Annotated in this window: 14 protein-coding genes; 7 read left to right on the top strand and 7 right to left on the bottom strand. The window is 38.2% G+C overall.

All coding sequences use genetic code 11. The features are described 5' to 3' along the window. Nucleotides 1-545: 545 nt before the first annotated feature. Entirely contained in the window at nucleotides 546-1,970 is a 1,425-nt protein-coding gene (locus PQ479_RS07920) for a PTS mannitol transporter subunit IIBC (RefSeq protein ID WP_047986751.1), read from the bottom strand. A 580-nt stretch (nucleotides 1,971-2,550) separates the two neighbouring features. Here PQ479_RS07920 and PQ479_RS07925 point away from each other — a divergent pair. Beyond that, entirely contained in the window at nucleotides 2,551-2,718 is a 168-nt protein-coding gene (locus tag PQ479_RS07925) for a hypothetical protein (protein WP_273716905.1), read from the top strand. A gap of 243 nt (nucleotides 2,719-2,961) precedes the next feature. Here PQ479_RS07925 and PQ479_RS07930 read toward each other — a convergent pair whose 3' ends face one another. Beyond that, entirely contained in the window at nucleotides 2,962-3,108 is a 147-nt protein-coding gene (locus PQ479_RS07930; RefSeq protein ID WP_273716906.1) for a hypothetical protein, read from the bottom strand. After that, nucleotides 3,105-5,537, bottom strand: a complete 2,433-nt coding sequence (locus PQ479_RS07935) for a heavy metal translocating P-type ATPase (protein WP_047986750.1) — start codon at nucleotides 5,535-5,537, stop codon at nucleotides 3,105-3,107. Before PQ479_RS07935 ends, PQ479_RS07930 begins: the two co-directional genes overlap by 4 nt. 383 nt (nucleotides 5,538-5,920) lie before the next feature. Between PQ479_RS07935 and PQ479_RS07940 the strand changes: the two genes are divergently transcribed. The 3 genes from PQ479_RS07940 (at nucleotide 5,921) to PQ479_RS07950 (ending at nucleotide 8,513) form a co-directional block, all read left to right on the top strand. Then, entirely contained in the window at nucleotides 5,921-6,817 is an 897-nt protein-coding gene (locus PQ479_RS07940) for a helix-turn-helix domain-containing protein (protein WP_047986749.1), read from the top strand. A gap of 71 nt (nucleotides 6,818-6,888) precedes the next feature. Continuing rightward, nucleotides 6,889-7,020, top strand: a complete 132-nt coding sequence (locus PQ479_RS07945; RefSeq protein WP_273716908.1) for a hypothetical protein — start codon at nucleotides 6,889-6,891, stop codon at nucleotides 7,018-7,020. 353 nt (nucleotides 7,021-7,373) lie between these two features. Then, nucleotides 7,374-8,513: a S8 family serine peptidase gene (locus PQ479_RS07950; protein WP_273716934.1), complete on the top strand. Its 1,140-nt coding sequence runs from the start codon at nucleotides 7,374-7,376 to the stop codon at nucleotides 8,511-8,513. A 959-nt stretch (nucleotides 8,514-9,472) separates the two neighbouring features. Here the strand turns inward: PQ479_RS07950 and PQ479_RS07955 are convergent. Genes PQ479_RS07955 through PQ479_RS07965 form a run of 3 tightly spaced genes read right to left on the bottom strand, consistent with a single transcriptional unit; the run spans nucleotide 9,473 to nucleotide 12,092 of the window. Then, complete coding sequence (locus PQ479_RS07955; RefSeq protein WP_047986746.1) at nucleotides 9,473-10,318, bottom strand: SDR family oxidoreductase; 846 nt, start codon at nucleotides 10,316-10,318, stop codon at nucleotides 9,473-9,475. Nucleotide 10,319: 1 nt separating this feature from the next. Then, a complete protein-coding gene (gene uxuA / locus PQ479_RS07960) occupies nucleotides 10,320-11,393 on the bottom strand; it encodes a mannonate dehydratase (RefSeq protein ID WP_047986745.1) in 1,074 nt (357 codons plus the stop codon). A 24-nt stretch (nucleotides 11,394-11,417) separates the two neighbouring features. After that, the gene (locus tag PQ479_RS07965; RefSeq protein WP_047986744.1) at nucleotides 11,418-12,092 is read right to left on the bottom strand and encodes a GntR family transcriptional regulator; all 675 of its coding nucleotides are present in this window, start codon (nucleotides 12,090-12,092) and stop codon (nucleotides 11,418-11,420) included. Between the two features lie 181 nt (nucleotides 12,093-12,273). Here PQ479_RS07965 and PQ479_RS07970 point away from each other — a divergent pair, with 181 nt between their 5' ends. Next, nucleotides 12,274-12,441: a DUF2197 domain-containing protein gene (locus PQ479_RS07970; protein ID WP_083991117.1), complete on the top strand. Its 168-nt coding sequence runs from the start codon at nucleotides 12,274-12,276 to the stop codon at nucleotides 12,439-12,441. A 92-nt stretch (nucleotides 12,442-12,533) separates the two neighbouring features. Here PQ479_RS07970 and PQ479_RS07975 read toward each other — a convergent pair whose 3' ends face one another. After that, nucleotides 12,534-13,358 (bottom strand): aldo/keto reductase, encoded by an 825-nt coding sequence (locus PQ479_RS07975; RefSeq protein ID WP_047986743.1) that lies wholly within the window; start codon nucleotides 13,356-13,358, stop codon nucleotides 12,534-12,536. A gap of 408 nt (nucleotides 13,359-13,766) precedes the next feature. Here PQ479_RS07975 and PQ479_RS07980 point away from each other — a divergent pair, with 408 nt between their 5' ends. Together PQ479_RS07980 and PQ479_RS07985 are read left to right on the top strand one after the other, a co-directional pair. Then, nucleotides 13,767-14,726 (top strand): trypsin-like serine peptidase, encoded by a 960-nt coding sequence (locus tag PQ479_RS07980; protein WP_053070252.1) that lies wholly within the window; start codon nucleotides 13,767-13,769, stop codon nucleotides 14,724-14,726. A 4-nt stretch (nucleotides 14,727-14,730) separates the two neighbouring features. Beyond that, the gene (locus tag PQ479_RS07985) at nucleotides 14,731-15,066 is read left to right on the top strand and encodes a hypothetical protein (protein ID WP_047986742.1); all 336 of its coding nucleotides are present in this window, start codon (nucleotides 14,731-14,733) and stop codon (nucleotides 15,064-15,066) included. The last annotated feature ends 305 nt before the right edge of the window (nucleotides 15,067-15,371 follow it).

The raw sequence follows: 15,371 nt of genomic DNA on the forward strand, positions 1-15,371 counted from the left end.
CTTCCTTATCTGAACATAAACCGCCTTTTTGTGCAGTTACTCCAAGGTTTGGCCTCCTTATCTGAACATTAACTGCCTTTTTGTGCAGTTACTCCAAGGTTTGGCCTCCTTATCTGAACATAAACTGCCTTTTTGTGCAGATACTTCAAGGTTTGGCCCCAGCATCTGCACATAAACGGCCTCTTTGTGCAGATACTCCAAGGTTTGGCTTCCTTATCTGAACATTAACCGCCTTTTTGTGCAGTTACTCCAAGGTTTAGCCTCCGTATCTTCACATTAACCGCCTCTTTGTGCAGTTACTCCGAGGTTTGGCCTCCGTATCTTCACAAACCTTTATGAATTGTTAAGATGGTGAAAGATGACTTTCATTCTTGTTGGTGGTTGGGCGATTTTGGCTCCATGCGGGTTTTATATAAAAGTTACTTATGGGCGATAGTTCGTGCCGTGAAGTTAGCTCGTCAACGCTCCATTTTTGTTCGTGCTACTCCTGATGGCGCATGAAAACGGGATTCACCCGAGGAGTAAATTCTCGGGTGAATGGCTTTTTATTTCTTTAAACGTTCAATAAGTTCGTCATATTTAGGACTGTTCAGGAAATTTTCTACTGAAATATGTTCAGCATTTGGATTTTGCTGTTTGGCACGGTCCGTTAAGTCCTTGTGCGTAATTACGAGATCAGCATCTGCTGGCAAATTACTAATTGAAGTATTCGAAACATCTTTTTGGATGTCTGCTTTTTTCAACTTATTCTTGAGTAATGAGGAACCCATGGCACTCGATCCCATCCCCGCATCACAAGCAAAAACAATTTTGTTAATTTCTTTATCTTCTTTTTGAACCGGTGTTGAATCTAGCTCTTGTTGTTCGAATGAAGAAGAGACACTACTCTTTTTACCCTTCATTTCTTCCATCTTTTTACCTGCTGATGATAAATCAGCTTCTTCATCTTGTTTACCCGTTTTCAGGATAAATGAAGCAATTAAGAAGGAAACGGCAGTTGCAATGAAAATACCCGCAAGTACCGGTAATAGTTCACCACGAGGAGCCATAATTCCTAAAGCAATAATACTTCCCGGTGATGGCGTTGCCGTCAAACCAGCATTTAATAATGAGAATGTTAAAATCCCACTCATTCCACCAGCGATTGCTGCAATAATGAGAGCTGGCTTCATTAGGATGTATGGGAAGTAAATTTCATGAATTCCCCCTACTGCGTGAATAATAACTGCGCCAGGTGCTGATTGTTTCGCCATACCTTTACCGAAAATACAGAAGGCGAGTAAAATACCTAGACCTGGTCCAGGGTTTGTTTCCACTAAGAATAAAATCGATTTTCCAAATTGGTTTGCTTGATCCATTGCAATTGGTCCAAGAATACCATGGTTAATCGCATTATTTAAGAATAATACTTTTGCCGGTTCGACGAAAATACTTGCAAGTGGTAATAATCCTGCATTAATAATCGATGCGACACCACTCGCTAACCAACTACTAATAGTTACGACGACTGGTCCTACACCCACAAATGCAAATAATGCAAGTAGAGCGCCTAGAATACCTGATGAGAAATTATTAACAAGCATTTCAAAACCTGATTTAATTTTACCATCTACGAGCTGGTCAAATTTTTTAATAAGGTAACCACCTAGCGGTCCCATAATCATAGCACCGATAAACATCGGAATATCAGCACCCACAATAATACCTAATGTCGCTGTGGCACCAACAACACCACCTCGGACATCATAGAGCATTTTACCACCGGTATAACCTATTAAAAGTGGTAATAAATACGTAATCATTGGGTCAACTAATGTAGCAAGGTTTTCATTAGGTAACCATCCTGTGTCTATAAATAAAGCAGTAATCAAACCCCAAGCAATAAATGCCCCGATATTTGGCATAATCATTGCACTTAGGTTACTTCCAAAACGTTGTACTTTTGTACGAATACTAGTTTTTTCCGCCATACTGTTTTTCCTCCTTTTATGAAAATAAGATAATGAATAAATAAGACCTACTTTTATAGTAAGCGTTTTCTACTTAGATTCTCAATGTAATGTAAATACAATTTCGTCATCTAGAAGGATGACAAAATTAAATAAGCTTATGTTCTATTTTATATGCAAGTTACTTATGGGCGATAGGTTGTGCCGTAAAGTTAGCTGGTCATCGATCTCGCGATAAATGACCTTAGTAGGACAGTGCTCCCTGTTTGTTCAGCCCGACTTCTGATGGTGATCGAGTTGTAAACGTGCCTACAGTTTGAACAGTCAAATCCGAAACACCATTCAGATTCATCCATCTGATAAGGTGCTTTCGATATTATGCTGAACAAACTTACTAAAGTGGATTGAAGCCTGCAGATTTATTTTCATGCTGCCCCCAGCATCTCACATTATATCTTCTTCGATGCTTTTTTTTATCATTCCAAAAAGATCATAAAAAAACCTAAAATTAATTTAGGCTTTGGTTCTATGTATATGTATATGTTTAAAATAACTGGTTTTAGAGAACATAAGAAAAATGAGTTCATCGAGGAGGATTGAAATGTTTATTGATATTATTATCTTTGTTCTGATCGCTTTTGCCATCGTAGGTTCTCTTGCCGCATGGCAAAATACGCAAATTATGTTACAAGAGATTAGAGATTTGAAAGAGTATCTTGAGAACGACCGGGGTAATATCCCTCTTTCACGGAAGGAGTTTGAAAACTAATCCCCCCTTCTTATTAGGGACAGTCGCTCACTATGATTTGTTAACCAATCTTTGATTTACCTCTTCCATTTTATCGTAGAAGCTCTTTTCTAAATCAATCTCAAAATGGTTAGCAAACTTAACTAAATAGGCTATTGCGATAATTCTATTTCGTTAATATGTGAACCACACCTCTTCTTTATCCAAATATATAAGCCATTTAAAAAACCTCGAGTTAACCGTCACCCGAGGTTTAATGTGTAATCACTCATCCATATGCTCATGTTCGCCATGCTCGTCATGGAGCATGTCCGTACTTTCAAATGGGTTTCCCCCAGTAATAACAGCAAAAGTAATCATCACTAAGCTAACATACGTAACCCCACTAAGGATCCATGTCTTTATTTTCATGCTGTATCACCCCTTCTCGCTAGCTTTAATCTTTGTAATCTTAATGCATTTAAGACAACTGATACCGAACTAAAAGCCATTGCTGCCCCTGCAACCCATGGAGCAAGTAGGCCAGCTGCTGCGATTGGAATAGATGCCGTATTATAAAAGAAAGCAAAGAATAGATTTTGCTTAATATTTCTCATCGTTTTAGCACTTAGTTGAATACTGTCAGCAACACTATGGAGGTCTCCTCGCATTAAGGTCACATCTGCTGCTTCAATCGCAATATCTGTACCTGTGCCAATCGCCATACCAATATTAGCAACAGCTAATGCTGGTGCATCGTTAATACCATCACCGACCATCGCTACTTTTTTACCCGCGCTCTGTATCTTTTCAATTTGTTTCGCTTTTTCTTCTGGAACAACCTCAGCAATAATACGATCGATACCAACTTCTTGTCCAATTGCCTCAGCCGTACGCTGATTGTCCCCTGTTAACATAATAACTTCAAGGCCTAAATCGTGCATTCGTTGAATGGCTGCCTTCGAAGTTTCTTTAACCGTATCAGCGACAGCAATTATTCCTGCTAATTGCTCATTAATCACAATAAGCATAGCCGTTTTCCCTTCTGATTCAAAATGACTCATTTCATTTTCAAACTTCTCAACGTGAATCCCGTACTTATTCATCAACTTACGTGTTCCTACTAATACCTCACGCTCTTCAACTTGACCACGAATACCATAACCAGGTATTGTTTCAAAATCACTGCTACTCGTAAACGCAATTCCCTTTTTCTCAACACCTTTAACAATGGCCTCAGCGAGCGGATGCTCAGAGTTTTTCTCAAGACTAGCTGCATAGGATAAGACTTTTTCTTCATCCATGTCATTGACAATGAACACATCCGTTAACTCAGGCTTTCCTTTAGTTACCGTACCTGTTTTATCTAAAACAACAGTTTGAACCATACGTGTATTTTCGAGATGCTCTCCTCCCTTAAAGAGAACACCTAACTCTGCTGCACGCCCTGAGCCTGCCATAATCGATGTAGGAGTAGCTAAACCTAATGCACAAGGACAAGCAATTACTAAAATCGTTATTAATGGAACAATAGCCGAACGAAAATCTCCAGGTGAAATAAGGAAATACCAGACGAAGAATGTGATGATAGCAATAGCAACCACAATCGGTACAAAAATACCCGATACTTTATCAGCCACTCTTTGTATATCTGCTTTACTGCCTTGTGCTTCCTCCACAACCTTGATAATTTGTGATAAAGCTGTATCTCTCCCTACCTTTGTAGCCTCAACTTGTAAGGAACCATTTTTATTAATTGTCGCACCAATAACGGTATCACCTGTTTTTTTATCAATTGGTATACTTTCACCTGTAATCATTGATTCATCGATGGCCGATTGACCTTCTTGAATGATGCCATCAACAGGAATTTTTTCACCTGGACGAACAATAATCGTATCACCAAGTACAACTTCTTCTACAGAAATCTCCATTTCCTCACCATTACGGACAATTCTTGCTGTTTTAGCTTGCATTCCTAAAAGCTTTTCTATCGCTTGACTTGTTTTCCCTTTGGCACTTACTTCGAAAAGTTTCCCTAATACAACCAAAGTAATGATGACTGCCGCCGCTTCAAAATATAGCTCCGGCATTCCTTGCTGCCCAGCTGCAAACCACTCATACCCTAAAAAGATACTATAAAAGTAAGCAACTGTTGTTCCTAATGCAATTAACACATCCATATTGGCACTCTTATTTCGTAATGCTTTATATGCACCACGGTAAAATTGAGCCCCGACAATAAATTGAACAGGAGTCGCTAAAGCAAGCTGAACCCATGGATTCATAAACATATCAGGCATATAAATAAACGAAGTAAAACTAAAATGTGTGACCATCGTCCAAAGTAACGGTAATGTTAAAATAGCTGAAAAAATAAATTTACCTGTTTGATGGCGAATTTCCGTTTCTTTTTGGGAGGCAGTCTCTTCTTTAGACGTTTGCTTCTTAAGCTGATAACCGATTTGCTTAACCCTTTCCATCATTTGTGCAGGGTTTACTTCCTCTTTGTTATACATTACGGTTGCCGTTTCAAGTGCCAAATTAACATTGACACTCGATACCCCCTCTAACTTAGACAATCCCTTTTCCACACGGGTTGCACACGCTGCACACGTCATACCCGATACGTCAAAGGTCTCCTTCTCATGGATAACTTGATATCCTAACTTTTCAATTTTATCCTCTAATTGCTGGACACTAGTCGCCTCAGGGTCATATTTTACCTTCGTTCTTTCAAGTGCAAAATTGACATTGGCATCCTCGACTCCATCCACTTTCGCAAGACCCTTCTCTATTCGATTGGCACATGCTGCACATGTCATACCAGAAATTTGTAAAGATATTTCTTTTGAAGTCATACTGCATCCTCCTTTTAAGGTTCTTTTGTGCCAAAAGCCCCTCATTTATACGATCAAACCAACCAAATGAATGGTTCATAAATCATGACAACTCCACTATACTATACCCCCCTAATGTATTTCAAGTATTTTATTTTTGGTTATAACCTTTAGATGAAGATTCATATGTTACAAACATACCCCAATACGTATATCCCAATCATGGAGCAGTATTTGGAAAAGTAAAATTCAGCAAGTTCTTTGCCCATTATCAAATGAAACCATATGTAACGTTCAAGCGTGTGGAACTTTTCTTTTTATATACCAAATAAAACAATCATCATCACTTCTTATATTTAATATGATATAATTATAAAAATACATAAAGGGGCGGGGCACCATTAATGAAAACTATAAGCAAGAATTTATTAGGACAACGTCTAAAAGAAATTAGGCAACAAAAAGGATTAACGCAATCTAAGCTTGCAAAGGGGATTTGTACTCAAGCACAAATTAGCAACTTAGAAAGAGAAGATAGTCAAGAGAACCCCACAAGCTATACATTATATTTATTAAGTGAACGCCTAGGTGTTAGTATGGGTTACTTATATGGACAAACCTCTCATGAAGAAACCCACCATTCTAACCTTGATTCTATCAAAGAAATCGTCACCAATTTAAAAAACCGAAGAGATTATATTTCTTTAAAGTACGTCATTGATAATGAACTTAAAAATGTCCACTCCCTTACAAACGTGGATAAACAATATTTATATTGGCATGAAGCCATCTACATTTATTATTTAGAAACTGATTTTGCTTTAGCGGAGAAAAAGCTCAAAAAAGCCTTATCTTTACGAACAGATATGAACAATGCCACTGCTAGACAACAATTAATTGAGACGAAAATCAGCTATGGCATTATCTTATCGGATGAGGATAAGTATGAAGAAGCAGAAAATATGTTATTCGAATGCTTTGAAGCTAGTAAAGAAGGCGAGAATTTCAATTTTCACCTTTATGCCAAGATTCTATTTAATATTTCTACTAATTTAACGAAGCAAAAGAAATACCAGCAATCGATTGAGTATTGCTTAATTAGTATTGAGCACTGTATCAATAAAGGAATTTTATATACTTTAGGTGATAGTTTGTATCAAACCGGTTTTAATTATCATCAAATTAAAGACTTAGAAAATGGCCGCAAATATATGGAGCAAGCAAAGTTAATTTTTGAAATACAAAAAAATTATGAGATGGTCAAATTCATTGAAGAAAAACTGAAAAATCTATATATTTAATCATAAATAAATAGTATAATATACCATATCAAGCATATATTTGAGTAAGCTTGATAAATAGGAGGGATATTATGAAAAAGAATTTATTTTTCTCATTTTTAGTGTTAATCGCTTTTAGTGTTAGCCTTTCTCTTGGTGTCGCAGCAGCTGATGATAAGAAAGATTCTATGCCAGGCCTCCACTCTGAAAGCAATCTCTATTAATCAATAACAACTAGTTCATTCATCATGTTTCAAGAGACAGTCTCCTCTCAAGACTGTCTCTTTTTTTATTCAAATTTAATTAATAATGAATATATAATGAATATATTTATATACATATTATTAATTTTTATATTTACAATAATTATTTTTAGTTATATATTTAGTTTACAACCATGAATGGTCTCCTCATTTACCGAAGAACTCCTACTTTACACTAGACCAGCCGCCTTGAGCTTATATTTTTGGAGGTGAGAGCCACTGTTACACACTTGCCCTTCAACAAGATTTCCATAATCGCTCTATGAATCTTTTTGTTTTATTAAAATCATAAGGAGGAGATTGTTTTGAAGAAAATGTGGACAAAGTTCATAGCTGGTGCTGCTTTATTTTTATCCATTTCATTAACTTCTTCCGTCGTATCTGCAGAGGAGATCAAAAAGCAATATCTGATTGGGTTTGAGAATCAGCTTCAAGTAACCGAATTTCTTGAGGCAACCGAAAAAGGAAACGATCAAGTCTCGTTATTTGCAGAGGTTAATAATGATACCGTTGAAATGGAACTCTTATACGAATTTGAAGAAATTCCAGTTGTATCGGTTGAATTAAGTCCTGAAGATGTTCAAAGCCTCAAAAAAGATCCTTCCATTGCTTACGTTGAAGAGGATGTAGAGGTCAAAATAGCTAACCAAACGACACCTTGGGGAATTACACGTGTACAAGCTCCAACGGCGTTGAATAGAGGCTTTACTGGTTCGGGCGTACGTGTAGCAGTCCTTGATACAGGTATTGCCACTCATTCCGACTTAAATATTCGCGGTGGTGTTAGTTTTGTCAGTGGTGAACCTGGTTATCAAGATGGCAACGGTCACGGCACCCACGTTGCCGGAACAATTGCAGCCTTAAATAATTCAATTGGTGTTATTGGTGTAGCTCCTAATGCTGAGTTATATGCCGTGAAAGTTCTTGGTGCTAATGGCTCTGGCTCCGTTAGTGCTATTGCACAAGGCCTACAATGGTCCGCACAAAATAATATGCATATTGCAAACCTTAGCTTAGGAAGTCCAACTGGAAGCCAAACATTAGAACTTGCTGTGAATCAAGCTAATAGTGCCGGTGTATTAGTCGTTGCCGCTTCAGGTAATAATGGTTCAGGAACAGTCTCTTACCCAGCTCGTTATACGAATGCATTGGCTGTTGGAGCGACTGATCAAAATAACAACCGTGCCAGCTTTTCTCAATATGGGACAGGCTTAAACATTGTGGCACCAGGTGTTGGTGTACAAAGCACATACCCTGGAAATCGCTATGCTAGTTTAAACGGTACGTCCATGGCAACACCACATGTTGCTGGAGTTGCGGCTCTAGTTAAACAGAAGAACCCTAGTTGGTCAAACACGCAAATTCGAAATCACCTCTTGAATACAGCTACTTCATTAGGTAGTTCAACTCAGTTCGGTAGCGGACTCGTTAACGCTGAAGCAGCTACAAGATAGTATATATGTAAAAAAGGAACGTCACTATCTTATTGATAGATGAACGTTCCTTTTATATGAAAGTGCGAACATAGAGCGTTACTCGTCGCTCCAGAAATGCTCGCTCCGCGTCCTGCGGGGTGGCGCCGAACTAACTAGCTTTGCTAGTGGATTTCGGCTCTGCCACTATTTCCCGCGGGAGTCTTCGCGGCATTTCTTCCGCTGGGTTACTGTTAATTCTCAAGTTCTAAAAACAATCCAACAAACAAAATCAAATTGAATGAAGTTCCACCAAGTAATGATTGAAACCCTACTTATATATTTGGAGAGGACTCGTATCCACGGGTTAAGAAGTCGTCACTATCCATGAAGAATGGCCTTTGTGCAGTTACTTCGGGGTTTCGCCTCTGTATCTGCACATTAACCTTCTTTTTGTGCAGATACTCCGAGGTTTGGCCTCTGTATCTGCACATTAACCCTCTCTTTGTGCAGTTACTCCGAGGTTTGGCCTCCGTATCTTCACATAAACGGCCTCTTTGTGCAGATACTCCAAGGTTTGGACCCAGCATCTTCACATAAACTCCCTCTTTGTGCAGATACTCCAAGGTTTGGACCCAGTATCTTCACATAAACTGTCTTTTTGTGCAGATACTCCAAGGTTTGGACCCAGCATCTTCACATAAACTGTCTTTTTGTGCAGATACTCCAAGGTTTGGACCCAGCATCTTCACATAAACTCCCTCTTTGTGCAGTTACTTCAGGGTTCGGCCTCCGTATCTACACAAAACTTTATGAATTGTTAAGATGGTGAAAGATGACTTTCATTCTTGTTGGTGGTGGGGCGATTTTGGCTCCACCATGCGGGTTTTATATGAAAGTTGGTGCTGATGCTCAAATGCGAAGCTTTGCTCATCGCTACCCAAAATCACGCTCTGAGACAATAGCGTGGCGAAGTATAGTCTCTACTTTCCCTACAACACTTAGACACCTGAATAAGCCATAAATCCTCCATCTACAGGAACAGTAATTCCGGTAACAAACCGTGAGGACTGCTCGTCTGCTAACCATAATAGAGTTCCTAACAAGTCCTCGGGTTGGCCAAATCTTCTCTGCGGTGTGTGCTGAATAATTTTTTCAGCACGCTCGGAAAGGGCACCATCCTCTTTTAGGAGTAAACCGCGATTCTGCTCAGTTAAAAAAAATCCTGGTGCGATAGCATTAACACGAATGCCCACTTCAGCAAAATGAACCGCTAGCCACTTGGTCAAATTATCAATACCTGCTTTAGCCGCACTATAGGCAGGAACTTTCGTCATTGGTGCCGGTGCAGACATGGAAGAAATATTGATCACAGTCCCTCCTTTTTGTGTCATACCTTTGGCAAAAATTTGGGTAGAAATTAACGAACCAACTAAATTCAATTGGAAGACATGGTCAAATCCTTGTAACTCCAAATCAAAAAATGATTTCAGACTCGCATTCTCAAAGTCTCCTCGTTCAAATATCTCTTTATCAGTTACAGCATCTGGGTGATTGCCCCCAGCACCATTGATAAGTAGGTCGCATTCTCCAAACTCTCTCTGAATCACTAAATAAGCATGTTTAACACTTTCGTTATCTAAAACATCACATGATAGAGCCATTGCAGTTCCACCTAATTGATTGATTTCATCAGCAACCTTTTGCCCTTTTTCTTGGTTACGATTTAATATCGCAATTTGCATACCTTGGCGTGCGAGTTCCTTTGCCATGGATTGACACAAGACACCACTCCCACCAGTAACTACAGCCGTTTTGCCAGCCAGTCCTTTATACTTTGGAAACACCTTATTCACCTCCCTTATTTTTTATTAATTCATAAGCATCCCATAAACCCCATAGGTGCATAATACCCATTGCACGATCATATAGTCCGTAACCTGGTCTACATTTTTCTCCCCACAAATGACGGCCATGATCAGGCCTGGCATAACCGGTGAAATCATTTTCATGGTAAGCCTTGACGACATCGCTAATCGGTACTGAACCATCTTCTGTACGGTGGGATGTTTCAATGAAATCACCATTCTCATAAATACGTACATTTCGGATATGAGCAAAAGCTATTCGATGATGAAACTTGCGAATAATTGCCGGTATATCATTTTCGGGATTAGCACCTAATGAGCCACTACATAAGGTTAGACAATGAGACGAGCTATCTGAAATCGCTAAATACCTTTCTATTGCCTGCTCACTCGTGATAATACGCGGCAGATTAAACACAGACCAGGGCGGATCATCTGGGTGGATCGCCATTTTAATTCCTAACTCTTCAGCCACTGGTAAAATCTCTTTTAGAAAATATGTTAAATTCCCCCAAAGTTTTTCTTCGTCCACTTGCTCATATGCTTTCAATGATTGTTCGATTGTTCGCAAACGCTCTGGTTCCCAGCCCGGCATCGTATATCCAGAAACCGTTGTTTGCTCAATTAGTTGGTACGGTTCCATTTGCTCGACTTTTGATTTCTCATAAAATAAAGCGGTAGAACCATCCTCCAACTCTTTATATAAATCGGTTCTTGTCCAATCAAAAACAGGCATAAAGTTAAAACAAACAACTTTCACCCCTACTTTGGCGACATTTCGTAAACTTTTTTTATAATTATCTATATAGAGTTCTCGACTCGGAAGCCCTAATTTAATGTCTTCATGCACATTAATACTTTCAACTACATCTAAATGAAAATCAAAAGAGTCAGCCTGCTTTTTAATCTCCATGACTTCCTCTTCAGTCCAAACTTCACCAGCCAAACGGTGATGTAAGGCCCAAACTAAACCCTCCACCCCCGGTATTTGCTTAATTTGTTCAAGAGAAACTGAGTCATTGTTCTCCCCATACCACCTGAATGTCATTCGCATGATACCTTCCCCCTTCAAATCAAACTAATTAAAATATTCAGGATATTCTACTTTTAATGCTACTTGATCATATTGTAATAAAGTTAAATGAGCGCGCATGAGCTTTTCTGCTTTCACACTATCTTGCTTTTTAATCGCCTCTACCATGGCTTCATGCTGGTCAACTAGCTTCTCCCAATTAAACTTTAAATCCATACTTAGCTTTCTTAACCTATTTGAATGTGTATCCATTTTTTGAACGACATGCCAAACTCGTAGCTTATTTACCCCTTCCGCAAGTATTCGGTGAAACGCATGATCGAGTTGAAAAAGTAGCTGCTCATCCTCTTCATTCCTCGCCTTTTTTTGTGCTCGTATATTTTCATCTAATTGTTCCATACTTTTTTCACTAAAAGTGTGACAGGCCAACTTCATCATCCCAACCTCAGCCTGCTCCCGTAAAAACCTCGCCTCGTCTACATGCTCCAAATCAATCAACGTTACCAATGTACCTCTTTGAGGCAAAACATTTAATAATTCATCTTCTGATAACCTTAAGAATGCTTCTCTTACAGGCGTTCTACTTACTTGTAATTTTTCCGCTATTTCCTTTTCTGAAATAGACGTTCCTGGTGGAAGTTCCAATGACATAATTAATTCTCGAATATGCTTATACACATAATCTCTTGTCGTTTTCGTATATTTTATATGGTTCAACACAGCAAAATCAGCTCCTTCTTGTTCATTCTACCACACTACCATACAAGCATTCTAGCTTTAGTTTAAGCGTTTTCATTCTGTTCATTACCATAACTATAAGGGGTTTCAAGTGGACAAAAAACTTTTATGCATGTAGAAAATAGATATATAGATATATAGACACATAAATTCTAAAGGAGCTATGAATATGTATTATGAAGTGTCATGCTATAGTTGCAAAGTTGTATTTAAAGTATACGAAGGTTCACTCGCCTATAAGCAGTTTAAAGAAAGAAAAACAAAGATGTTCACTTGCGATGACTGCCAGCATCGCATTCGTCTTGAGGCCATTAACAATTTTTTTAGATGAACGATTTTAATACATATTGAAATAAGTTGCTCTTCCATTAAAAAGAGCCACTAACACTAGGTTAAGTAGCTCTTCATTTTGTCAGCTTTTGATTAGCGACTGTTCATTTCACTTGGGTGTGGACCTTTTCTTTTACCGCTATCAAGTTGATTGATCTTAGCCATCTCTTCATCTGTTAATTCAAAATCAAGTACTTGAAAGTTTTCTTCAATACGTGATGGTGTGACCGATTTTGGAATCGCAATCGTATTATTTTGTAAATGCCACCTTAAGACAATTTGTGCAGCTGTTTTCCCCTGTGCTTCAGCAATCTGTTCGATAACCGGGTCTTTTAAAACATCCCCACCTTGGTCAAGTGGACTCCATGCCTCCACGAATATATCGTGTTTCTTACAAAATTCTTTCAGTTCGTTCTGTGCCAAATACGGGTGACACTCAATTTGATTTAAAACAGGTACAACTTCACATTCTGCTAAAATTCGCTCTAAATGTTCAACTTCAAAGTTACATACACCTATCGCTTTGACACGACCATCATGATAAAGCTTTTCTAATGCTTGATAAGTTTCTACATACGTGTCAAATTCAGGTGTTGGCCAGTGAACTAAATATAAATCAACATAATCGAGCCCCAGCTTCTCTAAGCTTTCTTCAAATGCTTTAATTGTCGATTCATAACCTTGGTCTGCATTCCAAACCTTTGTCGTAATAAATAACTCGTCACGAGGGATAGCAGAGTCAGCAATTGCCTTTCCAACTCCTACTTCATTTCTATAAATCATCGCCGTATCAATCGACGTATACCCAACTTCTATCGCCTTAGCAACAGCTGCTGTTGCCTGTTCATCCTCAACTTTCCATACACCGAAGCCTAGTTGAGGCATTTGAATTCCATTGTTTAATGTAACGTTTTTCATGATATGTAACTCCCTTCTCGGTAGCTATAAGATATTTCGCAATGCGAATAAAGATATTGTAAGACTTTTCTTGAAATAAGGGAAGTTTTTTGAATTGGGGATTGTATGAAAGTTAACTAAAGGCGATATTCTCATCTTCGACGATCGCTTCGGGAATGGAGGGCACGCTTCCAGCAGGCCTTCCTTGAGCCTCCGAGCTTTGCTTGAGGGGTCTATAATTTCAACAAGAAACTTCATTTACAAATAAAAACACATCTTTAACAAACAATTGTTAAAATATTTAAAATTTTATATTTATTTATAGAAATTGTTATATAATGGGATTAATTCGTTTGCTATAAGGAGGGGTCGGAACGAAAGTTCATCTATGCTTATACATATAGAAAAATAAAAGGAGAAGATGTTCGAATGAAAAAGTGGTTATTTATGAGCATTATTTTTGCCTCATTTGTTTTTACTTCTCAAGTTTTTGCAGGTGAGTCAATCGATGACATCGAAAGTAATCAATCAATAAGTTTTGATCCTGTAACAAAAGAGGAAAGCTTTGATTACGAAATTTTAAATGAAGAAAATGATGATGCCATAGAAAGTTCATTACCTTTTGAAGGAACGGATTCCTTAGTAAATCCAATTAATAAAAAAGATGAAGCAACCGAATTGTTTAATAATGATTTTGAAATAAGTGCCATTATTGGTACTGACAATCGAACAAGGGTTACAAATACAACGGCCTTCCCTAATAGAGCTATTGTACACTTAGACATACGATACCCTTCATCAGGAACCTCACGTTTTGGCTGCACTGGCTTCTTAGTCAGTGCTGATACAGTGGTTACAGCTGGTCATTGTGTATATGACCACGATAGAGGTGGTTGGGCAACATCTATAACAGCATCACCGGGTAGAAATGACGCAAGTTACCCATATAACAGCTATAGAGGCACAACTTTTCACTCCGTAACAGGTTGGACACGAGATGGGGAAAGAGAATACGACTATGGCGCAATTAAGTTAAATGGAACTCCTGGGAACACTACGGGCTGGTTTGGATATAGAACTACTAACGGTAGTAACCTGGATCCATTAGGCCAAAGGTTTATAGTTACCGGCTATCCATGCACGCCACCTCAGAGTGCACGTTGGGGAACAATGTGGAGAGATACAGGAAGTGTTAGCGCTGTATATGAAAGAACTTTACGTCATAATGCCGATACAACAGGTTGTCAAAGTGGCTCACCTTTTTATAAAAATTACACTGATAATGGTTGGTCAGCTATTGCCATTCACACTGCAGGGTCTACTAATTATAACGTTGCTACAAGGATAACGAATGCTGCTTTTAATAATATTCAATCATGGAGTCGTTAAATAAATGAAAAAATTCATTCTCTTAACTCTGTTTATTTTTTTAGTTAGTTGTCAAGGAGATAATGTTGAAACAAATGAACCTGTGGATGTTAAAGTACAAGTATACAACGAACACTCTGAACCCATTGTTGGTTTTACTTTGTACGTCTTTGACACTACCCCGTTAGCAGGTGACATAGGAATGATAATAGAAGCAGATGCTAATAGTAATACCGTTGAATTCAAGACACTACCTGAAATTACTTACGAATTTATTATTAAAAAAGATGATCAAGAAATTTATAATGAATTGATCGATATTAAAGTTGATAATAATGAGCATAATATTGTAGTTCATTAATCTCAAATAGAAAAAGGTGAGCCCACTATAGGCTCACCTTTTTAATAAAAACTAACCTGCAAAAGTTACGCCTGAATATCTAGTCCTTTCTACACACAGCTCTGGCAAGACCTCTTACTTTTTATTCTACAAGTTTCCCCCTTTTGATTTTGAGTGATGAGTACAATTCGGTGAGAACCAAGCTAGAAACGATTGATTATCTTTTTGTATATTACCTTAGAGATTTTTAAACATTATTAATTCCTAAATTAGTATCCCCATACTCAGGCTTCTTGGTTAGAGAACTTCTCATACAAAACTTCCAT

Source organism: Alkalihalobacillus pseudalcaliphilus, assembly GCF_028610675.1.
GTDB classification, from domain to species: Bacteria; Bacillota; Bacilli; order Bacillales; family Bacillaceae_D; genus Alkalihalobacillus; species Alkalihalobacillus pseudalcaliphilus.